The sequence below is a fragment of the Erwinia sp. JH02 genome (assembly GCF_013074405.1).
GTDB lineage: Bacteria > Pseudomonadota > Gammaproteobacteria > Enterobacterales > Enterobacteriaceae > Erwinia > Erwinia rhapontici.
In genome coordinates this window covers 415,669-439,377 of the sequence record NZ_JABANZ010000005.1, presented here as the reverse complement: position 1 = coordinate 439,377, position 23,709 = coordinate 415,669, and the positions used below count along the sequence as shown (strand labels likewise).

Annotated in this window: 20 protein-coding genes; 14 read left to right on the top strand and 6 right to left on the bottom strand. The window is 54.7% G+C overall.

Annotated features, from left to right (window positions below; translation table 11 throughout):
* Nucleotides 1–111: 111 nt before the first annotated feature.
* The 4 genes from HHI26_RS14650 to rlmB all read left to right on the top strand — a co-directional run bounded on the left by HHI26_RS14650 (nt 112) and on the right by rlmB (nt 5,334).
* Entirely contained in the window at nt 112–1,410 is a 1,299-nt protein-coding gene (locus HHI26_RS14650; protein WP_133842553.1) for an adenylosuccinate synthase, read from the top strand.
* A 186-nt stretch (nt 1,411–1,596) separates the two neighbouring features.
* Nucleotides 1,597–2,040, top strand: coding sequence for a nitric oxide-sensing transcriptional repressor NsrR (gene nsrR / locus HHI26_RS14645; RefSeq protein WP_133842552.1), 444 nt, complete (start codon nt 1,597–1,599; stop codon nt 2,038–2,040).
* A gap of 16 nt (nt 2,041–2,056) precedes the next feature.
* Entirely contained in the window at nt 2,057–4,501 is a 2,445-nt protein-coding gene (gene rnr / locus HHI26_RS14640; protein ID WP_133842551.1) for a ribonuclease R, read from the top strand.
* 95 nt (nt 4,502–4,596) lie between these two features.
* Nucleotides 4,597–5,334: a 23S rRNA (guanosine(2251)-2'-O)-methyltransferase RlmB gene (gene rlmB / locus HHI26_RS14635; protein WP_062745656.1), complete on the top strand. Its 738-nt coding sequence runs from the start codon at nt 4,597–4,599 to the stop codon at nt 5,332–5,334.
* 46 nt (nt 5,335–5,380) lie between these two features.
* Here the strand turns inward: rlmB and bsmA are convergent, their stop codons facing one another.
* Entirely contained in the window at nt 5,381–5,707 is a 327-nt protein-coding gene (gene bsmA, locus HHI26_RS14630) for a biofilm peroxide resistance protein BsmA (protein WP_133842550.1), read from the bottom strand.
* Nucleotides 5,708–5,750: 43 nt separating this feature from the next.
* Complete coding sequence (locus tag HHI26_RS14625) at nt 5,751–7,688, bottom strand: methyl-accepting chemotaxis protein (RefSeq protein ID WP_133842549.1); 1,938 nt, start codon at nt 7,686–7,688, stop codon at nt 5,751–5,753.
* Between the two features lie 198 nt (nt 7,689–7,886).
* On the opposite strand from HHI26_RS14625, the gene yjfP reads away from it, so the two are divergent.
* From yjfP to rplI, 5 genes are all read left to right on the top strand, one after another.
* Nucleotides 7,887–8,636, top strand: coding sequence for an esterase (gene yjfP, locus HHI26_RS14620; protein ID WP_171149285.1), 750 nt, complete (start codon nt 7,887–7,889; stop codon nt 8,634–8,636).
* 262 nt (nt 8,637–8,898) lie between these two features.
* Nucleotides 8,899–9,294, top strand: coding sequence for a 30S ribosomal protein S6 (gene rpsF, locus HHI26_RS14615; RefSeq protein WP_034891402.1), 396 nt, complete (start codon nt 8,899–8,901; stop codon nt 9,292–9,294).
* Between the two features lie 5 nt (nt 9,295–9,299).
* Nucleotides 9,300–9,617, top strand: coding sequence for a primosomal replication protein N (gene priB / locus HHI26_RS14610; protein ID WP_159336799.1), 318 nt, complete (start codon nt 9,300–9,302; stop codon nt 9,615–9,617).
* 4 nt (nt 9,618–9,621) lie between these two features.
* Nucleotides 9,622–9,849, top strand: a complete 228-nt coding sequence (rpsR, locus tag HHI26_RS14605) for a 30S ribosomal protein S18 (protein WP_062745644.1) — start codon at nt 9,622–9,624, stop codon at nt 9,847–9,849.
* A gap of 38 nt (nt 9,850–9,887) precedes the next feature.
* On the top strand, nt 9,888–10,340 hold the full coding sequence (rplI, locus tag HHI26_RS14600; protein WP_133842546.1) for a 50S ribosomal protein L9: 453 nt from the start codon (nt 9,888–9,890) through the stop codon (nt 10,338–10,340).
* A 212-nt stretch (nt 10,341–10,552) separates the two neighbouring features.
* Here rplI and HHI26_RS14595 read toward each other — a convergent pair whose 3' ends face one another.
* Entirely contained in the window at nt 10,553–11,095 is a 543-nt protein-coding gene (locus HHI26_RS14595; protein WP_171149284.1) for a LysM-like peptidoglycan-binding domain-containing protein, read from the bottom strand.
* 340 nt (nt 11,096–11,435) lie between these two features.
* Between HHI26_RS14595 and fklB the strand changes: the two genes are divergently transcribed.
* Nucleotides 11,436–12,056 (top strand): FKBP-type peptidyl-prolyl cis-trans isomerase, encoded by a 621-nt coding sequence (fklB, locus tag HHI26_RS14590; protein ID WP_133842544.1) that lies wholly within the window; start codon nt 11,436–11,438, stop codon nt 12,054–12,056.
* Between the two features lie 47 nt (nt 12,057–12,103).
* On the opposite strand, the gene HHI26_RS14585 is transcribed toward fklB, so the two are convergent.
* On the bottom strand, nt 12,104–14,038 hold the full coding sequence (locus HHI26_RS14585; RefSeq protein WP_171149283.1) for a bifunctional 2',3'-cyclic-nucleotide 2'-phosphodiesterase/3'-nucleotidase: 1,935 nt from the start codon (nt 14,036–14,038) through the stop codon (nt 12,104–12,106).
* A 340-nt stretch (nt 14,039–14,378) separates the two neighbouring features.
* Here HHI26_RS14585 and cysQ point away from each other — a divergent pair, with 340 nt between their 5' ends.
* The gene (cysQ, locus tag HHI26_RS14580) at nt 14,379–15,125 is read left to right on the top strand and encodes a 3'(2'),5'-bisphosphate nucleotidase CysQ (RefSeq protein WP_133842542.1); all 747 of its coding nucleotides are present in this window, start codon (nt 14,379–14,381) and stop codon (nt 15,123–15,125) included.
* Nucleotides 15,126–15,197: 72 nt separating this feature from the next.
* On the opposite strand, the gene HHI26_RS14575 is transcribed toward cysQ, so the two are convergent.
* A complete protein-coding gene (locus tag HHI26_RS14575; RefSeq protein ID WP_171149282.1) occupies nt 15,198–15,755 on the bottom strand; it encodes a YtfJ family protein in 558 nt (185 codons plus the stop codon).
* Nucleotides 15,756–16,071: 316 nt separating this feature from the next.
* Here HHI26_RS14575 and HHI26_RS14570 point away from each other — a divergent pair, with 316 nt between their 5' ends.
* Nucleotides 16,072–16,278, top strand: coding sequence for a DUF1107 domain-containing protein (locus HHI26_RS14570; RefSeq protein WP_133842540.1), 207 nt, complete (start codon nt 16,072–16,074; stop codon nt 16,276–16,278).
* Between the two features lie 43 nt (nt 16,279–16,321).
* Here HHI26_RS14570 and HHI26_RS14565 read toward each other — a convergent pair whose 3' ends face one another.
* Complete coding sequence (locus HHI26_RS14565) at nt 16,322–17,653, bottom strand: hemolysin family protein (RefSeq protein WP_133842539.1); 1,332 nt, start codon at nt 17,651–17,653, stop codon at nt 16,322–16,324.
* A gap of 569 nt (nt 17,654–18,222) precedes the next feature.
* On the opposite strand from HHI26_RS14565, the gene HHI26_RS14560 reads away from it, so the two are divergent.
* Nucleotides 18,223–19,938 carry an autotransporter assembly complex family protein gene (locus HHI26_RS14560; RefSeq protein WP_171149281.1) on the top strand — a complete coding sequence of 572 codons (1,716 nt, stop codon included), beginning with the start codon at nt 18,223–18,225 and terminating at the stop codon, nt 19,936–19,938.
* Nucleotides 19,935–23,708, top strand: a complete 3,774-nt coding sequence (locus HHI26_RS14555; protein WP_133842537.1) for a translocation/assembly module TamB domain-containing protein — start codon at nt 19,935–19,937, stop codon at nt 23,706–23,708. Before HHI26_RS14560 ends, HHI26_RS14555 begins: the two co-directional genes overlap by 4 nt.
* The last annotated feature ends 1 nt before the right edge of the window (nt 23,709 follow it).

Below are 23,709 nucleotides of genomic sequence, written 5' to 3'. Positions count from 1 at the left end.
GCCGCACAAAGTGCTAACTGGTAAAAAAGTACGCAATCGTATGCTAAAACTGCTGAAAGAGGGAAATGACGATGGTAGAATCCTTTTTTAAGCAATCGGTGATTTTGAAAAATGGGTAAGAACGTCGTCGTACTGGGCACCCAATGGGGTGACGAAGGTAAAGGTAAGATAGTTGACCTCCTGACAGAACGTGCAAAATACGTTGTGCGCTACCAGGGAGGCCATAACGCTGGCCATACGCTAGTCATCAACGGTGAGAAAACCGTCCTCCACTTAATTCCATCTGGCATCCTGCGTGAGAACGTCACCAGCATCATCGGCAACGGTGTTGTGCTGTCTCCTGCTGCGCTGATGAAAGAGATGAAAGGTCTGGAAGATCGCGGCTTCCCGGTACGCGAGCGTCTGTTCATTTCTGAAGCCTGCCCACTGATCCTTGAGTATCATGTGGCGCTGGACGTTGCTCGCGAAAAAGCGCGCGGCGCGAAAGCCATCGGCACCACCGGTCGTGGTATCGGCCCGGCCTATGAAGATAAAGTGGCTCGCCGTGGTCTGCGTGTTGGCGACCTCTTCAACAAAGAAACCTTCGCTGCAAAGCTGAAAGAAGTCATGGAATTCCATAACTTCCAGCTGGTGAACTACTACAAAGTTGAAGCGGTAGACTACGACAAAGTGCTGGCGGATACCCTGGCGATTGCCGATATCCTGACTGGCATGGTGGTTGACGTTTCCGAACTGCTGGACGGTGCGCGTAAGCGTGGCGATCTGATCATGTTCGAAGGCGCGCAGGGCACACTGCTGGATATCGACCACGGTACTTATCCGTATGTGACCTCGTCTAACACCACCGCAGGTGGCGTAGCAACGGGTTCAGGCATTGGTCCACGTTACGTTGACTATGTGCTGGGTATCGTGAAAGCGTACTCCACTCGCGTGGGTGCAGGTCCGTTCCCGACCGAGTTGTTTGACGAAACGGGCGAGTTCCTGTGCAAGCAGGGGAACGAGTTCGGTGCCACAACGGGCCGTCGTCGTCGTACTGGCTGGCTGGATGCGGTTGCCGTGCGCCGTGCGGTTCAGATTAACTCCCTTTCTGGCTTCTGCATGACCAAACTGGACGTGCTGGATGGCCTGAAAGAAGTGAAAATCTGTGTTGCTTACCGTATGCCAGATGGCCGCGAAGTCACTACCACCCCGCTGGCAGCAGAGGGTTGGGAAGGCATTGAGCCCATCTATGAAACCATGCCAGGCTGGTCGGAGACGACGTTTGGTGTGAAAACGCTGGAAGGTCTGCCGCAGGCAGCGCTTGACTACATCAAGCGCGTTGAAGACGTAACCGGAGTGCCGATTGATATTATTTCTACCGGCCCGGATCGTAGCGAAACCATGATTCTGCGCGACCCGTTTGACGCATAATTTCGTTTCAGGCCGGGCATTGCCCGGCCAGCTTTTATTTAGTACCGGTTTCCTGCCGTTCCCTTCTGCCGTTCTCACCTTAAATAAAATGGCCCGGCTAGCCGTGGCTGGTTTATTATCATTGTTAACCATACAAATTCTTGAGCGGATCACAACTTCATATGCGGTTGTATCTCTGAGGTTACCGTGCAGCTAACCAGTTTCACCGATTACGGTTTACGTGCGCTGATCTATCTCGCTTCGCTACCCGCAGGCCAGATGACCAGTATCAGTGAGGTGACTGACACCTACGGTGTGTCACGTAATCATATGGTCAAAATTATCAATCACCTTAGTCGTGCCGGGTACATTGCAGCAGTGCGTGGCAAAAATGGCGGTATCCGTTTGGGTAAACCCGCCGAAGATATTGTGATTGGTCAGGTGGTACGCGCGCTGGAACCCCTGCAGTTGGTGAACTGTCACAGTGACTTTTGTCACATCACCTCAGCCTGCCGCCTGAAAAAAGCGCTGCATGATGCCGTACAGAGTTTTCTGCACGAGCTTGATCAATACACCCTGGCCGACCTGGTTGAAAACAACAATCCGCTCTACCAAATTTTGCTGAGTGAAAGACCTTCACTGAGCAGCTGACAACGGAGGAACCTCGATGTCACACGATCCCTTTCAGGAACGAGAAGCTGAAAAGTACGAAAACCCTATTCCAAGCCGCGAGTTCATTCTTGCCCACCTGGACAAACGTGAAAAACCGGCCAGCCGTGAAGAGCTGGCAGAAGAATTAGCGATAAGCGGAGAAGAGCAGACTGAAGCGCTGCGTCGCCGCCTGCGCGCCATGGAGCGTGACGGGCAGTTAGTGTTTACCCGCCGCCAGTGCTACGCGCTGCCGGAACGCCTGGACCTGTTAAAAGGTAAAGTCATCGGTCACCGCGATGGCTTCGGCTTCTTACGCATTGAAGGCAGCAAAGATGACCTTTATCTCTCTGCCGAACAGATGAAAATGTGCATGCACGGGGACATGATCCTCGCGCAGGCCATGGGCGCTGACCGTAAAGGTCGCCGCGAAGCACGCGTGGTTCGCGTGGTTGAACCGCGTAACGCCCAAATTGTTGGCCGCTACTTCACTGACTCCGGTGTAGGTTTTGTGGTGCCGGATGACAGCCGTCTGAGCTTCGACATCCTGATCCCGGCTGAAGAGCTGATGGGTGCTCGCATGGGCTTTGTGGTGGTGGTGGAGCTGACTCAGCGTCCCACCCGTCGTAGCAAAGCCGTGGGTAAAGTGGTTGAAGTGCTCGGCGACAATATGGGCACCAGCATGGCCGTCGATATGGCGCTGCGCACCCATGATATTCCGCATGAATGGCCTGAAGCGCTGGAAAAACAGATTGCTCATCTGAGCGAAGAAGTGCCGGAAGATGCCAAACAGGGCCGCGTTGATCTGCGCGATCTGCCGCTGGTGACCATCGATGGCGAAGACGCACGTGACTTTGATGACGCCGTTTTCTGTGAACGTAAACGCGGCGGCGGCTGGCGTCTGTGGGTAGCGATCGCCGACGTGAGCTACTACGTGCGTCCTGGCACCCCGCTGGACGATGAAGCGGTTAACCGTGGTACTTCGGTGTACTTCCCGTCTCAGGTGGTGCCAATGCTGCCGGAAGTGCTGTCCAACGGCCTGTGTTCCCTGAACCCGGAAGTGGACCGTCTGTGTATGGTGTGCGAGATGACCATCTCCTCCACCGGTAAGCTGACCGGCTATAAGCACTACGAAGCGGTGATGAACTCCTTCGCGCGTCTGACGTACAACAAAGTGTGGAACATCCTCCAGGGGCATCAGGAACTGCGCCAGCAGTATGAGCCGCTGGTAAAAGACCTTGAAGAGCTGCACCGCATGTACCTGGCGCTGGAAAAATCGCGTGAACAGCGTGGCGGTATCTCGTTTGAAACCGATGAAGCGAAATTTATCTTCAATGCCGATCGTCGTATTGAACGCGTGGAGCAGGTTTCTCGTAACGATGCGCACAAGCTGATTGAAGAGTGCATGATCTTAGCGAACATTGCCTCGGCGCGTTACGTTGAGAAAAACAACGAGCCAGCGCTGTTCCGCGATCACGACCGTCCAGGCGATGAAAGCATCAAGAGCTTCCGCTCCGTGCTGAATGAACTGGGCCTGACGCTGCCGGGTGGCGATAAGCCGCAGCCGGTCGATTACTCAGCGCTGCTGAGTCAGATCGCAGGTCGTCAGGATCACGAGATGCTGCAAACCATGCTGCTGCGTTCGATGAAGCAGGCGGTTTATGACCCGGAAAACCGTGGCCACTTTGGCCTGGCGCTGGCGTCCTATGCGCACTTTACGTCGCCTATTCGTCGTTACCCTGATCTGCTGTTACACCGTGCCATCAAGTATCTGCTGGCGAAAGAAGCAGGCACCTTGCAGGGCAATACCACCCCAACGGGCGGATTCCACTACGAGATGCCGCAGATGCTGCAACTGGGCCAGCACTGTTCGCTGACAGAGCGCCGCGCGGATGAAGCGACCCGTGATGTTGCGGACTGGCTGAAGTGTGACTTTATGCAGGATCAGGTCGGGGAAACCTTTACTGGCGTGATCTCCAGCGTGACCGGTTTTGGCTTCTTTGTACGTCTGACTGACCTGTTTATCGACGGTCTGGTTCATGTGTCTACCCTGGATAATGACTACTATCGCTTTGATGCGATAGGTCAGCGTCTGATCGGTGAATCCGGCGGCCGTACCTATCGCCTCGGCGACACGGTAGAAGTGCGTGTTGATGCGGTGCATATGGACGAACGTAAGATCGACTTCGCCCTGATCTCAAGCAGCCGTAAACCGCGTGGCGAAGGGAAAACCGAACGCGAACGCGAAAAACGTGCGGCACCGAAGAACAGCGGCAACCGCCGTCGTGCACCGCGCAAAGGGGCCAACTTTGAGCCGGACAGCGCTTTCCGTCCGGCCAAAGCCGCTGACGGTGCTGCTCCCGCCGCCGCGAAAGAGAAAAAACCGCGTAAGCCATCGGATAAAACCCGTAAAATCGGTGCTGCCACTCGTGCGAAGCGGGCGAAGAAAACCGACGGCGCATAACCGCATCCGGGCGACGCGTGCGTCGCCCCTACAGCGTAGGGGTCAGGCATGCCTGACCCGCACACGCGCAAATAACGAACTACTGAGTCAATGAAATGAGTGAAATTGTTTTTGGTATCCACGCCGTACAGGCGCTGCTCGACAGCGATCCACAGCGTTTCCAGGAAGTGTTTATCCTGAAAGGGCGTGACGATCGCCGGTTGCAGACGCTGGTTAAAGCGCTGGAAGCGCAGGGCATCGTTATTCAGGTCGCGAGCAAGCAGGTACTGGATAGCAAATCAGAAGGCGCTGTTCACCAAGGGATCATTGCCCGTGTGAAACCAGGGCGTCAATATCAGGAAGGCGATCTGCCGGATCTGCTGGCCAGTCTGGACAGTCCGTTCCTGCTGATCCTTGATGGCGTGACCGACCCGCATAACCTCGGCGCCTGCATGCGCAGCGCGGATGCAGCAGGTGTGCATGCGATCATTCTGCCAAAAGACCGTTCAGCCCAGCTGAATGCCACGGCGAAAAAAGTCGCCAGCGGCGCGGCAGAACATATCCCGCTGATCCGAGTCACCAACCTGGCGCGCACCATGCGTGTGTTGCAGGAAGCAAATGTGTGGATTGTGGGCACCGCAGGTGAAGCTGACCATACGCTGTACCAGAGCAAAATGACCGGCCCAATGGCGCTGGTGATGGGTGCAGAAGGGGAAGGCATGCGTCGTCTGACGCGTGAGCACTGTGATGAGTTGATTAGCATTCCGATGGCGGGCAGCGTCTCTTCGCTCAACGTCTCGGTTGCCACGGGTGTTTGCCTGTTTGAAGCGGTGCGTCAGCGCAGCGCGAAATAACTGTCCGGGGCGTGTTCGCGCCCCGATATTCTCTGATATTCCCCGATTACTTCACGCCACTGTCAGTTATACCTGCCCCATAGAAAATCGCACTGGCGTACCACAGACCCGGTGCCACCGTCTCATTGACCAGCAGCACTTGATAGTAACGTGCGCCGGCGGCATTGGCTTTCGCTGCCAGTGCCCGCACGGCATCATCCGGCGATCCCCGCACGGTCACGCTGGCACTACCGAGGCGTGGCAAAGCGGCACTTTGCGCACGGTTGATCTCTACCGCCTGTGCGCCAGGCGGCGGGGGAGGCTGCGGCGTACTTTTCAGCACGCTACAGCCGCTTAACAACAGGGCAAACAGCAAAGCGGTTATCAGACGCATCGTCATCATCTCAACAAGATACCGACAATCAGTGTACGCCAGTTTATGACTTGACGTTAAACACCTGTACCAGTTCGTTAAGGTGATGTCCCTTACGGCTAAGCTCCTGCGCGGTCTGCTCAGAATGTATCACCAGTTCGCTGTTCTGATGCGTGGCCTGACCAATCTGTGCCATCGCAATATTAACATGACCGATGCCAGTCGATTGCTCGTGTGAGGCCACGTTAATCTCACTCATTAATGCCTTCACCTGATCAATGCGCCCGGTAATGTTATCCATCGCCTGGCGGGTTTGTTCAGACAGGTCGTGCCCCTGCACCACTTTACGCAATGAGTCGGCAATCAGATGGTCAATCTCTTTGGCCGCATGTGCACTGCGTTGTGCCAATGCCCGTACTTCGGCAGCGACCACCGCGAAGCCTTTCCCGTTTTCTCCGGCACGCGCCGCTTCTACCGCTGCATTCAGGGCGAGAATATTGGTCTGGAAAGCAATCGACTCGATCACCTGGGTGATATCTGCAATGCCCTGTGATGCCGTCTTGATATCGGACATGGTGACTACCGACTGGCCAACGGTGGCTGAACCTTTGCTAACTGCCTCGGCTGCTTCACCAACCAGGCGCAGTGCCTGAGTGACATTCCCGGCGTTCTGTTCCACCGTGGCGCCAAGCTGCTCCATACTCGCGGACGTTTCCTCAACGCTGCTGGCCTGGCGGGTAATCTGCTCGCTGATGTTACTGCTGCTGGTCACAATAGCTTCGGTTCCGCTGGCGATCTCATCGGCAGCGTGACGTACCTGAGCGACAACGCGCTCCAGCCCGTCGCCGATGCCGTTAATCGCCACGATCAACTGTCCCACTTCGTCCTGGCGGCGGGTGCTCAATGTCGCCAGTAAATTACCGGCCGCATACTCTCGCGCCAGTGTGATCACCTGTTGGAGTGGCTGGCTCAGCCAGCGGCGAGTGATCCAGACGAACAGCACGGCAAACAGCCCCACCAATGCGGCACCGATCAGCAGAAACAGATTCCGTGTCTGTTGAACAGGTGCCAGCAGGCTGGCCTTGTCAACGTCACCTACCACGACCCAATTCCACTCCGGTAAATATTGCCAGGCGAGGATTCGCTCCTTCCCGTTATCGTCAGTGGTTTCCAGTGTTCCTCGAGGCTGGCTTAACAGCTGCTGCCGGGCCTCCTGCGGCAGATCCGGCATTTTACCTTCAAGGGAAGAGTGGAACAGATAGTGGCCATTCAGTTTCCCCGGTGCACGGTTTAGCACGTAAAAAAATCCACTGTCGCCGAGATGCTTCGCCAGCACTTTTTGGCGGATGACTGCATACTGTTTCGTGATATCCACACCGACAAACAGGATGGCAATCACCCGGCCAGCGTCATCACGTACCGGCTGGTACTGGGTGATGTAGCGCTTGCCAAACAGCAGGGCGACACCGCGAAAAATCTCGCCTTTCTGTATCGGTTGCCAGGCGGGGCTGCTATGGTCAAGCCGGGTGCCGATAGCACGTTCACCATCCTCTTTACGCAAGGAGGTGGAGATGCGGATAAATTCGTCGTCCTGGGTACGGACGAAAATGGTGGCGATGGCACCAGTACGTTCCTGGAAATCATCCACCAGTACCTGATCAAGGTTCAGGGTGCGCAGCCCGGCACGCAGAGTGGGTGTCTGCTGTTCACCGACTGCGATGTGCTGTGATTCATCCAGCGAAAAGCGCTTCGGCAGGAAGCTCTGGAATAATCCGGTGTAGTTGCTGACTTCTTCAGCCAGGGTTGTGTTAAACATGCTGGCCATATCGCCGATGCCATCCACCTGGTTATCCATATCGGCCAGTGTCAGGGTATGGACTTGTTTTGCTGCATTGTGGCTCAGGGTCAGGGTTAAAATAATAAACAGCACTGCCACGGTCAGCGAGGTCAGTACCGAAAGTTTTACGCCCAGACTCCATGTCTTGAGAGAGAGACGTTTCATCGTTATGCCTTAAATCGTTAGGGTCTTACACGAGTTAACGGCAGGGGATGGGTAAAATTTACCCTATAAACTCAGTGGGAATTCGGCGTAGTTTATTGTGAGATATATCACATTAGTGCTCTTTTACTGTTAATCCCTAAAGCGGCGCTATGTTCCTGAAAAAAGAGCGTGCCGTGATGAATTTGACAAGGAGATGTAATGATTGAAGTCAACACAGAAATTTTCGCCAATATCGAATGTTTACATGCCTGTCCGGCAGGAAAAATGCACGAACCGCTCCCCACGGTGCTGTTCTATCATGGCTACACCTCGTCAAAAGAGGTCTATTCCTACTTTGCTGTAGCGCTGGCGCAGGCGGGTTTCCGTGCCATTCTGCCCGATGCGGATATGCACGGGGCGCGTTACAACGGTGACGATGAGCGACGAGTGACTCACTTCTGGGAGATCCTGCGCAGCAATATTGACGAATTACCGGATATTGAACGAGCGCTGCGTGAACAGAAACTCGTGGATGGCGCACGGCTGGCGGTCGCCGGAGCGTCGATGGGCGGGATGACCGTGCTGGGCGCACTGGCTCGCTACCCACAGCTGCGCAGCGCGGCCTGTATGATGGGATCAGGCTATTTCAGCCAACTGGCACAGACACTGTTTCCGCCGTTTGTTGCGCGTAGCCCGGATGAGCGCAAAACACTGGCTGAACGACTGGCGCCGCTGGCGGAATATGAGGTCAGCCATCAGCTCGATAAACTGGCTAACCGGCCTCTGCTGGTGTGGCACGGCGAGGCGGATGATGTGGTTCCCGCCGCTGAAAGCGTCAGGCTGGAGAAAGCGCTGCGTGAAAGCGGGCAAAATGCGAACCTGACCTTCCTGACGGAAAAAGGTATTGGGCACCGTATCACACCGCCTGCGCTGAGCGCCATGACGGCATTTTTTAAACATCATTTGTAATTTTTGGGGATGCGCGAAGAAAAAGACCGCCCCCAACCGTAGGGCGGGGCCTTCTTTTCTGGTTCCCCCGAAATACCCTGCTGAACACCAATCTTTACCTTGTGTTATCCCCTCCCCGCAAGTATGATTACGCGTCAATTTTTCAGCCGCATTCTCAGGTTGTGACCCGGCACTATTTGGTCACGGCTTATAACGTTCCTTGCTTCCATGGGCCGCGGTTGACCCCGACAGGAGGCTGAATAATCCGTAAGGAGCAAATTCGATGCGTCATTACGAAATCGTATTTATGGTTCACCCTGACCAAAGCGAACAGGTTCCTGGCATGATCGAGCGTTACTCTGCAACCATCACTGGTGCAGAAGGTACGATCCACCGCCTGGAAGACTGGGGCCGTCGTCAGCTGGCTTACCCGATCAACAAACTGCACAAAGCCCACTACGTTCTGCTGAACGTTGAAGCTCCGCAGGAAGCGATCGATGAGCTGGAAACTAACTTCCGCTTCAACGACGCCGTTATCCGCAGCATGGTTATGCGCGTTAAGCACGCGGTAACTGAAGCATCTCCGATGGTTAAAGCGAAAGATGAGCGTCGTGATCGTCGCGAAGATTTTGCTAATGAAACCTCTGATGATGCAGATGCTGGGGATTCTGAAGAGTAATTTCCGTGACGGCTAACCGACTGACGCTGTCTGGCACTGTGTGCAAGACGCCAATGCGAAAAGTCAGCCCGTCAGGAATTCCACACTGCCAGTTCGTGCTTGAGCATCGTTCAGAGCAGGTGGAAGCCGGTTTTAACCGGCAAGCCTGGTGCCGTATGCCGGTGATTATCAGCGGCAAAGCCCATCAGGCGATTACTCAAAGTATAACGGTCGGCACGCAGCTAACTGTTCAGGGTTTTATTTGCAGCCATCAAGGGCGCAACGGCCTGAACAAACTCGTACTGCATGCCGAGCAGATTGAATTGATAGATTCTGGAGACTAGCCAAATGGCACGTTATTTCCGTCGTCGCAAGTTCTGCCGTTTCACAGCGGAAGGCGTTCAAGAGATCGATTATAAAGATATCGCAACGCTGAAAAATTATGTCACTGAAAGCGGTAAGATCGTACCGAGCCGTATCACCGGTACTCGCGCAAAATACCAGCGTCAGCTGGCTCGTGCTATCAAGCGCGCGCGTTACCTGTCCCTGCTGCCGTACACTGATCGTCATCAGTAACGGCAACTGTCCATTAACGACTTTAAGAGGATAAGGTAATGCAAGTTATTCTGCTTGATAAAGTAGCAAACCTGGGCAGCCTGGGTGATCAGGTTAACGTTAAAGCGGGCTACGCTCGTAACTTCCTGGTACCACAGGGCAAAGCTGTTCCTGCTACTAAGAAAAACGTTGAATTCTTCGAAGTACGCCGTGCAGAACTGGAAGCCAAACTGGCTGACGTTCTGTCTGCAGCTAATGCACGTGCTGAGAAAATCAATGCACTGGGCACCGTTACCATCGCGTCTAAAGCAGGCGACGAAGGTAAACTGTTCGGTTCCATCGGTACCCGTGACATCGCTGACGCAGTAACTGCGGCTGGCGTTGAAGTGGCTAAGAGCGAAGTTCGTCTGCCGAACGGCGTTCTGCGTACTACCGGTGAGCACGAAGTGGACTTCCAGGTTCACAGCGAAGTCTTCGCTAAACTGACTGTAAACATCGTTGCTGAAGCTTAATCGGCCTTAGTATCGCATGAAAGAACGCCGCCCCTCGGGGCGGCGTTTTTGTTTTTGTGGCCTGAAAATTGGCTATCTTATTTGCCATTTTTGGCCTGGGCAGTGCTGACAGTCCTCACGTACGGCGTGTACGCTCCGGTTGTTACGCGCTGTCCGTGCCAAAACGGGCTGCAACAATAACGCCAAATTCACAGGCAATCTTCATCATTAAATCAGTTTGCTTTTAAGAACGTCCCGTCGGGTTGTCGGGTAAACAGTATCTCGCCATTCGCCCCTTCCAGCGTTAATCCCGTCACTATCGCCTGTGCATTCTGGCGGATTTTCACCGTCTGCCCGGCATGTAAGGTACTGAGGGGTTTGTCATTACCTTCTACCTGCGCCATCGCAAACACATCATTGACGGGCAGATTATTGTCGCGGAACAACTGCGCCAGCGTCTGACCAGGAGCAATGGTGTATTCACCCCATGTTCCCTGATCATCCTGCTGCGGCGTAGCAACTGGGGGCGGTGGCGCATCCGTGATTTCAGCCTGTAAAGGCACGTCGGTGGCGGACGAGCCACTCTGCATCGGCGTCACGGCGCGGTGTGGCGTCGGGGCGGGCCACAGGAAGGCCAGCAGGATCACCAGTACAGCGGCAATAATCCCGCGCCGATGATGCGGTGGCAGCGGGTCCATCCAGCGAATCTGGTCTGGCAGGTGCCAGAGACGGTTGAACCATAATGGTAAGCGTGATGTGAGCGATGCATTAGGCATGGCCTCTTCCTCCTGACGCGAACCTCGCGCTATCGGTAAGCTTTTCATCAGCCATTGCTTAACTCTGGCAACAAAAAGCGGCTTTTTCCTTCGCCTGCGGGCAATCTGGCCCATTTAAACCTCTGAATACATGTGCTGAACCGAAACCCTTCATGCTCAGGATATCAATCCTGGGTAAGCGTAAAGTATAGGCTTAAGAGCCACAGTGGTGCTGAATTGTGATAGGCGGTATTGTTTCTGTTTCCCGGGGAAAAGTCACCAGTGGAAGATGGGATTTTACGCCTGTTGTCTGCGCTGTTATGCTTCGTCTTCGGTTTTATCAATGATGAAAGGAAAATCCATGACAACCCCTTCTTTTGACAGCGTTGAAGCGCAAGCAAGTTACGGTATCGGTTTACAGGTCGGTCAACAGTTGCAGGAATCTGGTTTGCAGGGTCTGCTGCCGGAAGCACTGCTGGCAGGTCTGCGCGATGCGCTGGAAGGGAATGCCCCGTCCGTTCCTGTTGATGTGGTTCACCGTGCCCTGCGTGAAGTTCACGAGCGCGCTGAAGCGGTCCGTCAGGAGCGTCAGAAGGCCATGGCAGTTGAAGGTCAGAAGTTCCTGGAAGATAACGCGCAGCGTGAAGGCGTCAGCAGCACCGAGACCGGTTTACAGTTCAGCGTTCTGACTCAGGGTGAGGGCGCAATCCCATCCCGTCAGGACCGTGTACGCGTACACTACACCGGTAAACTGATCGACGGCAGCGTGTTCGACAGCTCCGTACAGCGTGGCGAACCGGCTGAGTTCCCGGTAAGTGGCGTGATCCCTGGCTGGATCGAAGCACTGACTCTGATGCCAGTGGGTTCCAAATGGGAACTGGTGATCCCTCACAACCTCGCTTACGGCGAGCGCGGAGCGGGTGCATCCATCCCACCATTCAGCACCCTGGTGTTTGAAGTGGAACTGCTGGAAATTCTGTAAGTCCTGCGGCACGCCCGTCACTGACATGCGTCGGGCGTGCCTCGTTGTTACGGTTTTAACTGATACACCGCAAAACCAATCTCATCCGTTCCCACCTGCTTCATCGGATATTGCCCATGGCTGCGAATAAACGCAGCGGCTTTTTCTCCCGGTGCCGTTTCAAACCGAATATCCAGCGGTGTGCTGCTGTGAATCGGTGCCAGTCGCCAGTTATTATCAGCCTGGGGTTTCACTTCTCCCTGTTCCTTTGTTTGCGCACCAATATAGGCCGCCAGCACCGCCCGGTTCTCATCCGGCGAAGCGAAAGCAATCTGTTTATCCCCGGTTCCGGCAAATTTCCCGCCATAAGCACGATAGTTATTGGTGGCGATCAGGAAGGTTGCCTTCGGGTCGATCGGTTTACCGTTAAACGTCAGATGGCGAATGCGTGAGGCCTGGTTATTGATCAAGCCGCACTCAGCGTCATAGCGTGCAGGCTGCGTAACGTCAATCTGGTAGTCCACCCCATCAATCACATCAAAGTTATAGGTGCGGAAATCCCAGTTGATCAGTGACTGCGGTTTGCTGCTATGAACATCAATCTGATTGAACTGCCCGGCAGAGCACTCCAGCCACTGTTTCACCTGTTCCCCGGTCGCTTTCACCACCACCAGCGTATTCGGATAGAGGTAGAGATCGGCGGCATTACGGAACGTAAGCTGCCCCTTATCCACCTCGACATAGCTGGCCGGATCGTTTTTACGGCCTCCGGCTTTAAACGGCGCAGCGGCGGCCAGTACCGGCAGATGCGCAAGGTCAGGGTCACCCTGAATAAAGTGTTCGGTATAGGCGCGCTGGGCGTTATTGACGATCTGGACGGTCGGATCGTCTTGTACCAGCGACAAATAGCTGGCCATTACATCCGCTGATTTGCCGATGGGCTGGCTGACAAATTCCCGTGTGGCAGCATGATCGGCCGCCAGCACGCTGACCAGCGCTGGATCTTCGGGGGCCAGAGACTGCTTCGCGACTTTGTCATAAACCGGACGCGCTTCAGCACGTGCGCTGCTCACCTGCCAGCGGCCAGCGTCATTGTTCAGTACCAGATCGACCACGCCCAGGTGATCGCCCCACATGCCAGGCATCACGGCTGGAATACCGTTCAGCGTTCCCCGGGAGATGTCTGCACCTTTGATATTGGCAAAGTCAGCACTGGGGAACACGGCGTGCGCGTGACCAAACATAATGGCATCAATGCCCGGCACCTGGCTTAAGTAGTAAACCGAGTTTTCAGCCAGTGCGTGATAAGGTTCGCTGGAGAGCCCGGAGTGAGGGATCGCAACAACAATATCCGCTCCCTCCTTGCGCATTTGCGGCACCCATTTCTTCGCCGTTGCTGTGATATCGTCAACGGTCACTTTGCCCGTCAGATTGGTTTTATCCCAGGTCATAATCTGCGGTGGCACAAAGCCGATATAGCCGACCTTCAGGGTATGCGTTTTGCCGTCACGGTCGCGGACATCAACGGATTTAATCAGATAAGGGGTAAACAGCGGCTTCCCGCTTTTGACGTCGATGACATTGGCATTGATATAAGGGAAGCGTGCGCCGTGAATGGCCTTTTTCAGGTAATCGAGGCCGTAGTTAAACTCATGATTCCCCAGATTTCCGACGCTGTAATCGAGGGTATTCATCGCTTTATACACCGGATGGACATCGCCGTCCTTCAGACCTTTGGCTGCGATATAGTCCCCCAGCGGACTGCCCTGAATCACATCGCCGTTATCGACCAGTACGCTATTGGTCACCTGCTGGCGTGCGCTGGCAATCAGTGAGGCGGTACGGACCAGACCGTATTTTTCAGTAGGCTGATCTTTGTAATAATCGAAATCCATCATATTACTGTGCAGGTCGGTTGTTTCCAGGAGGCGAAAATCAACTGTGGCGGCCGTCAGCGAATGGCTGACAAGCAAGGCGGTCAGCGTGAGGCAAGTCTTGAACATGTCTTTTCCCTTTATGTTCCGGATTAAACTTTCGTAACCCTCTCAGAATAGTGTGAAATTGTGTCGTGTCACGACAGGAAATTGTGATGACGATCGCGGATTTAGCCCTCCGGAGGGCGTGTGGCACAGTACAGCCCCTGACGCGGGGCAATCTGGTCGAAAATGGCAGGAAAGCGTGTTCCCTCACAGCAGGTACGTTATGCTGTTGAAAACAAATGGCTAACCCAGTGCGTTACCCACGGTATAACGGCTCACAGAGTGAACTGCTATCCTCAATAGAGGGGCGTTAAGGTTTACACAGCGGTGGCCGTGATAACGCCAGGCAATCAGGAGGTGGACAGTGTTAGAACAAATTTGCCAGATGGCGCGTGAAGCAGGCGATGCCATTATGCGGGTCTATGATGGCGAGGCCCCGCTGGATGTGGCGCATAAATCGGATGACTCTCCGGTGACGGCGGCCGATATTGCCGCACACAAAGTGATTGTCGCCGGACTGGCGGCGCTGACGCCGGATATCCCCGTACTGTCAGAAGAAGATCCGGCAGGTTGGGATGTGCGTCAGCACTGGCAGCAATACTGGCTGGTTGACCCTCTTGATGGCACCAAAGAATTTATCAAACGTAACGGCGAGTTCACCGTTAACATCGCCCTGATCCAGCAGGGTAAACCGGTGCTGGGCGTGGTGTACGCGCCGGTGCTGAAGGTGATGTATTCTGCTGAGGGCGGCAAAGCCTGGAAAGAAGAGGGGGCTAAAAGGGTGCAGATTCATGTGCAGGATGCGCGTCCGCCGCTGGTGGTCATCAGCCGCTCTCATGCTAAATCTGATGACGAGTTGAAAGAGTATCTGGCACAAATGGGTGAGCACCAGACCACGGCAATTGGGTCATCGTTAAAATTCTGCCTGGTGGCGGAAGGGCAGGCGCAACTCTATCCACGCTTTGGACCGACCAATATCTGGGACACCGGCGCAGGACACGCCGTCGCGCTGGCAGCCGGTGCTCATGTGACGGACTGGCAGGGGAAAACGCTGGATTACACCCCGCGTGAATCCTTCCTCAATCCGGGCTTCCGCGTATCAATTTATTGATTCACAGGATACCGAAATAAGGGCCGATCGGAAAAAGGTCGGCCCCGACAGACGCTCTTCGTTGTCACGGCGTCAGTGCAACAACTCTCTTAACAGCCCTATCACCGTTTTTACTTCATCCTGAGTCAGCGCCCCTTCTTTAACGAAGCGTACCCGCGCGTCTTTATCCAGCACGACAATGGCTGACCCGCCGCCCGCCAGTTGCCAGGCCTGATGCACTGCGCCATTGCTGTCGACGATAAACTGTGACCAGGGGAACTGCTGTTTATTGCTTTCAATGCTGCTGCGCACAAACATCCCGGTGCCGGGGATCGCATCGTCAGTATTCACAATGGTGGTGGTCTGGTAGTGGTCATGCGGGAATTTGGCGGCCTTAATCGCTTCTATCAGCGCGGCATTTTGTTCTTTTGCTGAAGATCGCCCGGCAATATGTTGGATCACCCGCACTTTTCCGGCCAGTTGTGCGCTGTTCCAGTTTTTGTAGCTAAACTTCTCCTCTTTGAACAGCAACTCGCCTTTATCTGCAACGCCCACTGCAGCTACGCGCTCGCCGACATGAAGGTTGTGCGCCGCCGTGGTGAAAGGCATTAGCAGGCAAAGCAGCGCAGTGAAAATACGGATTCCTGTCATAGTCGCTCCTGTGAATGTAGTGGTCTGATCAGTAAGTCATCCTACTGAAATAATATGCGTGGATGATGCTGCTGTCGCATCGGGATAACATCTTTGCAACACACCGCACAAATCCCTGCGAATTGAAGGTTTATACTGTGTGTGTACGGTCAGGTAACAGAGAGTTCTGTCATGATGTGTAAACACAGTAAAAAAATTCAATTTTAGGAACATTGGAAGCAAACGATGTTCTATAGTACAGGCACTTTGCGTTTCACAGGTTCGTGCCGAGATTGGTAACGACGAGGCGTAGTTACTCTTCAGGAGTTGAACAAGAATGAAGATCTTCCAGCGATATAACCCACTACAGGTCGCTAAATACGTAAAAACGCTGTTCCGTGGGCGGCTGTATATCAAAGATGTCGGCGCGTTTGAGTTTGATAAAGGCAAGATCCTTATCCCGCGCGTCAAAGATAAGCAGCATTACAGCGTGATGTCGGAAGTTAACCGACAGGTCCTCAGATTACAGACCGAATTTAACTGACAAAAAAGGCGCTGAAAGCGCCTTTTTTGTGTCTTGCCACCGCTTACGAAACGAGTTCTTCCGGATCTTTCGGCAGTACGGGTGCTGTCGGTCGCGCATCAATACGCGTCACCAGCAGCTGGTCAATGCGGTAACTGTCGATATCCACCACTTCAAACTTAAAGCCATGGAACTTCACGAAGTCGGTGCGTTTTGGGATCTTACGCAGCATAAACATCATAAAGCCACCGATAGTCTCGTAATTACCTGACTGCGGGAATTCGTCGATATGCAACACGCGCATAACGTCATCAATAGGCGTACCGCCCTCAACCAGCCATGAGTTCTCATCACGCGCGACAATCTGCTCTTCCATTCCCTGACCGACCAGATCGCCCATCAACGTCGTCATCACGTCGTTAAGGGTGATAATGCCCACCACCAGCGCATACTCGTTCATGATCACTGCGAAGTCTTCCCCGGCGGCTTTAAAGCTCTCCAGCGCTTCTGACAGCGTCAGCGTATCCGGCACGATCAGTGCCGAACGGATTTGCAGGCCGCTGTTCAACGTCATGCTCTGATTACCCAGTACGCGCAGCAACAGCTCTTTCGAGTCAACATAGCCGACGATATGGTCAATATCTTCATTACAGACCAGGAACTTCGAGTGCGGATGGCGGGCAATCTTTTCTTTCAGGCTGCTTTCATCTTCGTGCAGGTCGAACCACACCACGTTCTCACGTGATGTCATTGAAGAGGGCACGGTACGCGATTCCAGCTCAAAGACGTTTTCAATCAACTCATGCTCTTGCTTACGCAGCACCCCGGCCAGCGCACCGGCTTCGACTACCGCATAGATATCGTCAGAGGTGATGTCGTCTTTACGCACCAGCGGGATTTTGAACAGGCGGAAAAGGATGTTAGCCCCACCGTTAAAGAACCACACCAGCGGGCGGAACAGGAACAGACAGAAGCGCATCGGGTTGATGATTTTGAGCGCCATGGTTTCCGGCGCGATCATGCCCAGACGCTTGGGGAACAGATCGGCAAACAGGATAAACAGGCTGGTGACCAGCGTGAAAGAACAGACAAAGCTGATGCTCTCAGCCATTTCCGGCGTTGTCACACGTTCGAACAGCGTTCGGAAGGCCGGGGAAAACGCGGAATCACCGACAATACCCCCGAGGATCGCCACGGCATTCAGGCCAATCTGCACCACAGTAAAGAACATGCCAGGCGTTTCCTGCATCTTCAGTACGCGTTGTGCGTTGATATTGCCTTCGTCGGCCAGTAGCTTCAGTTTAATTTTGCGGGCAGCCGCCAGCGAGATTTCTGAAAGAGAGAAAAACGAGCTGATCGCAATCAGCAGCATGATGACAAGAAAGCTGTCTAACATAAAACATCCATTAGTTGGCTCGTCTCTGTGGGCAATCTGGAACACAATCGCGCAGACAAAGAAGGCCGGGTTAATCACTTGTCATTTTTGGCCTGGGCAGCGCGCAGTCAGTTTATCCTGCGATCATCACATCAGGGAGTGCAGCGATTCAGGGCTATCCGTGCCAAAAATGTCTGCGGTTCGGCTGGTGCCGGAGCAGAAGGGTAATCAGGCCGCGGAGCAGTCTGTGGGGAGATTATAGCTGTGGCATCGAGCGCTTACAATTGCGGCAACGATGTTCTGAGTGAGCAGGTATCCCGGAGCAGGAAATGGGTTGAGACTTGTCTGATACTGATACCACGTTACACTCCTTTTACGGCTAATCGCGATCTGTGTTGTAACGTAGCGTGACGTTGCACAAAATTTGCCTTAGGTTCGGGTTGATCGCGCGTAAATAATAAGTAAGGTGATGCGCATGCATTACCTTTGAACTGAACCATTCGCGAACTATTTTTACCAGAGTAAGCCCAGTGGATTGCGGGCTGGCAATAAAAACGGGAGTAAGCGTGCCACGAATTCATGTGTATTGCATGTCTTGTCTGCTGATCGTCGCGCCTGTTACTCAGGCTGCGAATGTTCGTTTGCAGGTCACAGGGTTATCCGGGGAATTACAGAAGAACGTCAGGGCGCGTTTGTCCACCATTACCAATGACGAAGTCACCTCTGACGGTCGCTTTCGTGCACGCGTCAGCGATGCGGTGAAAGAGGGGCTGAAGGCGCTGGGCTACTACGAACCGCAGATCGATTTCGAACTGCAGCCACCGCCTGCTGGCGGAAAACGGCAGGTGTTACTGGCGAAAGTTACGCCAGGTGAACCGGTGAAGATTGCCGGAGAAACGGTGATCCTGCGTGGCGGTGCCCGAACGGATGAAGACTACCAAAAGCTGGTGCGGGACGGTAAACCCAAACTGGGCACCGTGCTTAATCACAGTGACTACGATAAGTTTAAAAGCTCCCTGAGCAACATGGCGCTGCGTAAAGGCTACTTTGACGGTGATTACCGCAAAAGCCAGCTGGGCGTCTCCGTTGAACGGCGTGAGGCATTCTGGGATCTCGATTATGACAGTGGCCAGCGTTACCGCTTTGGCGAGGTCAGCTTCGAAGGTTCGCAGATCCGCGACGACTACCTGCAAAACCTCGTGCCATTTAAAAAGGGCGATTACTACAATTCGCGTGATTTAGCCGAACTTAACCGACGTTTGTCCGCAACCGGATGGTTTAACTCGGTTGTCGTTGCTCCTGAATTTGACAAAGGACGCGAGAGCAAGATGCTGCCGCTGCATGGCGTCGTTTCGCCGCGCACCGAGAACACCATTGAAACCGGCGTTGGTTACTCGACGGACGTCGGCCCGCGCGTCAAAGCAACATGGAAAAAGCCCTGGGTAAATGATCGGGGGCACAGTTTCAGCACCAGCGCGAACATCTCTGCGCCGGAGCAGCAGTTAGATTTCAGCTATAAAATGCCATTGCGTAAAAGCCCGCTGGAGCAGTATTACCTGTTGCAGGGCGGTCTGAAACGCACCGATCTTAACGATACCAAAGCAGACTCCACTACGCTCGCAGCCTCACGCTACTGGGACAGTTCCAGCGGCTGGCAGCGTGCCGTCAACCTGCGCTGGAGTCTCGACCACTTTACCCAGGGCAGCGTGACCAACACCACGATGCTGATTTACCCGGGCGTCAGCGTTAACCGTACCCGATCACGGGGTGGTCTGATGCCGACCTGGGGTGATTCACAGCGTTACTCGCTGGATGTCTCTGATACCACCTGGGGATCGGATATCGACTTCGCCGTGATTCAGGCTCAGAACGTCTGGATCCGCACATTGCAGGATAAACACCGCTTTGTCGTGCGTGGCAATCTTGGCTGGATTGAAACCAATGATTTCGAAAAAGTCCCGCCGGACCTGCGCTTCTTCGCCGGGGGTGACCGCAGTATTCGTGGCTACAAATACAAAGGCATCTCCCCACGTGATGATGAAGGCAAGCTGACCGGGGCATCAAAACTTGCCACCGGTTCGCTGGAGTACCAGTACAACGTCACGGGTAAATGGTGGGGGGCGGTGTTTGTTGATTCGGGTGAAGCGGTTAACGACATCAAGCAGAGTAATTTCAAAACCGGTGCGGGTTTTGGCGTGCGCTGGCAGTCGCCGGTCGGGCCGATCAAAGTGGACATTGCCCGCCCGATTGGTGATCAAAACGATCGGGATATTCAGTTTTACATTGGGTTGGGGCCTGAACTATGAAGTGGTGGAAAAAGGGCCTGATTGGCATTCTGATTTTTATTGTGCTGCTGTTTGGCGGCGTTGCCTTCTTACTCGGCACCACCACTGGCCTGCATCTGGTGCTGAACGGTGCCGCGCGCTGGGTGCCGGGGCTGGATATCCAGCAGGTGAAAGGCGGCTGGCGTGATTTGACCCTGAGCGGCGTGAAGTATGAGATGCCGGGCGTAACGGTCAATGCCGGTGAGTTTCATCTGGCTCTGCGCCTGGGCTGCCTGAAACAGAGCGCGCTCTGCGTTAACGATCTCTCTCTGAAGGACGTTAGCGTGGTGGTGGACAGCAAAAAGATGCCCCCTCCGGCGAATCCGCCAGTAGAAGAAGAGAGCAGCGCGGGGGATATCAGCACGCCGTACCCGCTCACACTCAGCAGGCTGGCCCTGCATAACATCAACCTTAAAATCGACGACACCGCCATTTCGCTGGCAGATTTCACCAGCGGGCTGCACTGGCAGGGCCGTGCAATGACGCTGACTCCGACCCATATTCAGGGACTGTTGATTGCGCTGCCGAAAGCTGTGAACGTCGCCAATGAACAGGTTGTACAACCGAAAGTTCAGCAACCTGCCGTCAATGAAGCGCCGCTGGGTGAAACGCTGAAAGCGATGTTTGATAAACCTTTGCTGCCTGACCTGCCCGCGTTTACGTTGCCGCTGGATGTGGACGTGCAGGAAGTGCTCGGTGAGCAGCTGCGCATCACGGGCGATACCGATATTGCGGTAGAGCGACTGCTACTGAAAGCGAAAACCGAAAATAACCAGCTACAGCTGCTGGCGCTGGATGTCGACTCGCCGCAGGGCCAGCTGAATGCCCAGGGCCAGGCGACATTGAGCGGTAACTGGCCGGTCAACTTCACCCTCTACAGCCAGCTTAACGTCGATCCGATCAAAGGTGAGAAGATCAAAATGACGCTGGGTGGGGGCCTGCGCGATACGCTGACTCTGGGGCTGAATCTCTCCGGGCCGGTTCGCGCGCAACTGGATGCCGATACACAACTTGCCGAAGCGGGTTTACCGCTCAATATGACGCTGCACAGTCCGCAACTGCGCTGGCCGCTGGATGGACAGGCGCAGTATCAGGCCGATAATTTCAACTTCAGCTTTAAAGGCAAAGCCACTGACTACGTGATGTCCCTGAAAGCGGCACTCCAGGGGCAGGGCATTCCACCTGCCACACTGACGCTGAATGGCAAAGGGAACGTCGAGCAGTTCTCGCTGGACAAGCTGCGACTGGCTGCCTTGCAGGGGAATACCGACCTGACAGCACTGGTGGACTGGAGTAAAGCCATCAGCTGGCGCAGTGAGCTGACGCTATCCGGGATTAATACGGCAAAACAGTATCCGGACTGGCCCGCGAAGCTGGACGGTAAAATCACCACGCGGGGCAGCCTGTACGGCGGTAGCTGGCAGATGCGTGTGCCGGAGCTGAAGCTCAAGGGTAACGTACGTAATAACGCGGTCAGTGCTGACGGAACACTGTACGGCAACAGTTACAGCCAGTGGGATATTCCCGGTATTAAGCTGGTGCTGGGACGTAACAACGTCAATCTGAAAGGGTCGCTGGGCGATAAACTGAACCTGGATGCCGACATTGATGCGCAGCATCTGGATAATGCCCTGCCGGGCCTTGGCGGGGTTGCCAAAGGGACAATCCGTGCCCGTGGAGACCTGACAACGCCACAGCTGCTGGCCGACCTGACCGCCACCGGGCTGCGCTGGCAGGCGATGCGCATTGGCCGTATCAAACTGGAAGGGGACGTCAGTTCAGGTGAACAGATTCAGGGCAAACTGAAACTGCGTGTTGAACAACTGAAGCAGGACGCGCTGGCGGTGAATCTGCTGACGCTGGATGCCAGCGGCACGGAAAAACAGCATCAGCTTAAGCTGAACGTGCAGGGCGAACCGGTTTCCGGCCAGTTAGCGCTCAGCGGTAGCTTCGACCGAGCTGAACAACGCTGGAAGGGGAACCTGAATAACACCCGCTTTGACACCCCGGTGGGGGAATGGCGCTTAACGCGCGCCATCGCGCTGGATTACCTCAATGCGAAACAGACCGTCAGTATCGGCGCACACTGCTGGCAGAATCCTAATGCCGAGTTGTGCGTACCCACGACGATTGAAGCCGGGCCATCAGGCCATGCGCGCGTAGTGCTCAATCGTTTTAATCTGGCGATGATCAAGCCCTTTATGCCTGAAGCTACGCAGCTTACCGGGCTGTTCAGCGGCGATGCCGATGTCGCCTGGACTGCAGATGGCGCGCTGCCAACGGGACGCGTATCCCTGAAAGGGAATGGCGTGAAAGTGGAGCAGGATGTACAGGGCAATACGCTACCCGTCGCCTTCAGTACGCTGAACCTGAATGCGGCACTGAAAAATGGTCGTGCTCAGCTCGACTGGCTGATCCGCATTGCGAATAATGGTCAACTGGATGGCAATGTACAAATTGCCGATCCCGAGGGGCGGCGCACCCTGTCCGGTAACGTCAATATCACCAGCCTGTCGCTGGCGATGCTGAACCCGGCACTGATGAAGGGGGAGAAAATTACCGGGGTGCTGAACAGTAACCTGCGCCTGGGCGGTAATCTGCAAAAACCGCAGGTCTTTGGCCAGCTGGGACTGCGAGGCGTTGACGTGGAAGGCAGCTTTATGCCGGTTGACCTCACCACCGCTAACCTGACAATGGCCTTCAATGGCATGAGTTCGACGCTCCAGGGCGTGATTCAGACTTCCCAGGGGCAAATCGCTCTTAACGGTGATGCCGACTGGAATCAACTTGATGCCTGGCGTGCACGCATTGCGGCGAAGGGCGATAAAGTACGTGTGACGGTGCCGCCGATGGTGCGGATGGACGTGTCACCGGACCTGGTGTTTGAAGCCACGCCGGACCTGTTCAATCTGGATGGTCGCGTGGATATTCCCTGGGCACGCATCACCGTGCAGGAAGTGCCAGAAAGTGCCGTGGGCGTCTCCTCCGATGAAGTGCTGTTGGATAAAGATCTGAAACCTGTTGCGCCGAAAACCAGCGGCATTCCGATCAACAGTAATCTTATCATCCACGTTGGCAACGATGTGCGCCTGAGCGCCTTTGGTTTGAAAGCGAAACTGAACGGCGATCTGAAACTGGCGCAGGATAAACGGGGTCTGGGACTGAATGGTCAGATCAATATTCCATCGGGCCGCTTCCATGCCTACGGTCAGGACCTGATCGTCCGTAAAGGTGAGCTGCAATTCTCCGGCCCACCGGACCAGCCGTATGTGAATATTGAAGCGATTCGTAACCCGGAAGCCACCGAAGATGATGTGACGGCCGGGGTGCGTGTGACCGGGCTGGCAGACGAGCCTAAGGTGGAAATCTTCTCAGACCCGGCGAAATCACAGCAGGAAGCACTCTCTTATCTGCTGCGTGGCCAGGGATTAGGGGCGACCGGCAGCGACAGTGATGCATTAACTTCAGCCCTGGTAGGATTGGGGGTTGCACAAAGTGGTCAGGTTGTGGGTAAAATTGGCGAGACTTTTGGTGTCAGTAACCTGGCGCTGGATACTGCAGGGGTTGGCGACAGCCAGCAAGTGCAGGTCAGCGGCTATGTGCTGCCGGGTCTACAGGTAAAATACGGTGTTGGCATATTTGATTCACTGGCGACGTTAACGCTGCGTTACCGCCTGATGCCCAAACTCTATTTGGAAGCCGTGTCTGGTATTGATCAGGCACTGGATGTGCTCTATCAGTTTGAGTTCTAGC

Excerpts from the sequence above, each read along its gene's own strand:
- HHI26_RS14570 (WP_133842540.1), top strand. The coding sequence starts at position 16,072 with ATGAAGATCTTCCAGCGATATAACCCACTACAGGTCGCTAAATACGTA.
- HHI26_RS14625 (WP_133842549.1), bottom strand. The coding sequence starts at position 7,688 with ATGAAACGTCTCTCTCTCAAGACATGGAGTCTGGGCGTAAAACTTTCG.
- HHI26_RS14575 (WP_171149282.1), bottom strand. The coding sequence starts at position 15,755 with ATGACAGGAATCCGTATTTTCACTGCGCTGCTTTGCCTGCTAATGCCT.
- HHI26_RS14560 (WP_171149281.1), top strand. The coding sequence starts at position 18,223 with ATGTCTTGTCTGCTGATCGTCGCGCCTGTTACTCAGGCTGCGAATGTT.
- bsmA (WP_133842550.1), bottom strand. The coding sequence starts at position 5,707 with ATGCGTCTGATAACCGCTTTGCTGTTTGCCCTGTTGTTAAGCGGCTGT.
- HHI26_RS14565 (WP_133842539.1), bottom strand. The coding sequence starts at position 17,653 with ATGTTAGACAGCTTTCTTGTCATCATGCTGCTGATTGCGATCAGCTCG.
- rnr (WP_133842551.1), top strand. The coding sequence starts at position 2,057 with ATGTCACACGATCCCTTTCAGGAACGAGAAGCTGAAAAGTACGAAAAC.
- HHI26_RS14555 (WP_133842537.1), top strand. The coding sequence starts at position 19,935 with ATGAAGTGGTGGAAAAAGGGCCTGATTGGCATTCTGATTTTTATTGTG.
- rlmB (WP_062745656.1), top strand. The coding sequence starts at position 4,597 with ATGAGTGAAATTGTTTTTGGTATCCACGCCGTACAGGCGCTGCTCGAC.
- HHI26_RS14595 (WP_171149284.1), bottom strand. The coding sequence starts at position 11,095 with ATGCCTAATGCATCGCTCACATCACGCTTACCATTATGGTTCAACCGT.
- HHI26_RS14585 (WP_171149283.1), bottom strand. The coding sequence starts at position 14,038 with ATGTTCAAGACTTGCCTCACGCTGACCGCCTTGCTTGTCAGCCATTCG.
- rplI (WP_133842546.1), top strand. The coding sequence starts at position 9,888 with ATGCAAGTTATTCTGCTTGATAAAGTAGCAAACCTGGGCAGCCTGGGT.
- fklB (WP_133842544.1), top strand. The coding sequence starts at position 11,436 with ATGACAACCCCTTCTTTTGACAGCGTTGAAGCGCAAGCAAGTTACGGT.
- rpsF (WP_034891402.1), top strand. The coding sequence starts at position 8,899 with ATGCGTCATTACGAAATCGTATTTATGGTTCACCCTGACCAAAGCGAA.
- rpsR (WP_062745644.1), top strand. The coding sequence starts at position 9,622 with ATGGCACGTTATTTCCGTCGTCGCAAGTTCTGCCGTTTCACAGCGGAA.
- HHI26_RS14650 (WP_133842553.1), top strand. The coding sequence starts at position 112 with ATGGGTAAGAACGTCGTCGTACTGGGCACCCAATGGGGTGACGAAGGT.
- yjfP (WP_171149285.1), top strand. The coding sequence starts at position 7,887 with ATGATTGAAGTCAACACAGAAATTTTCGCCAATATCGAATGTTTACAT.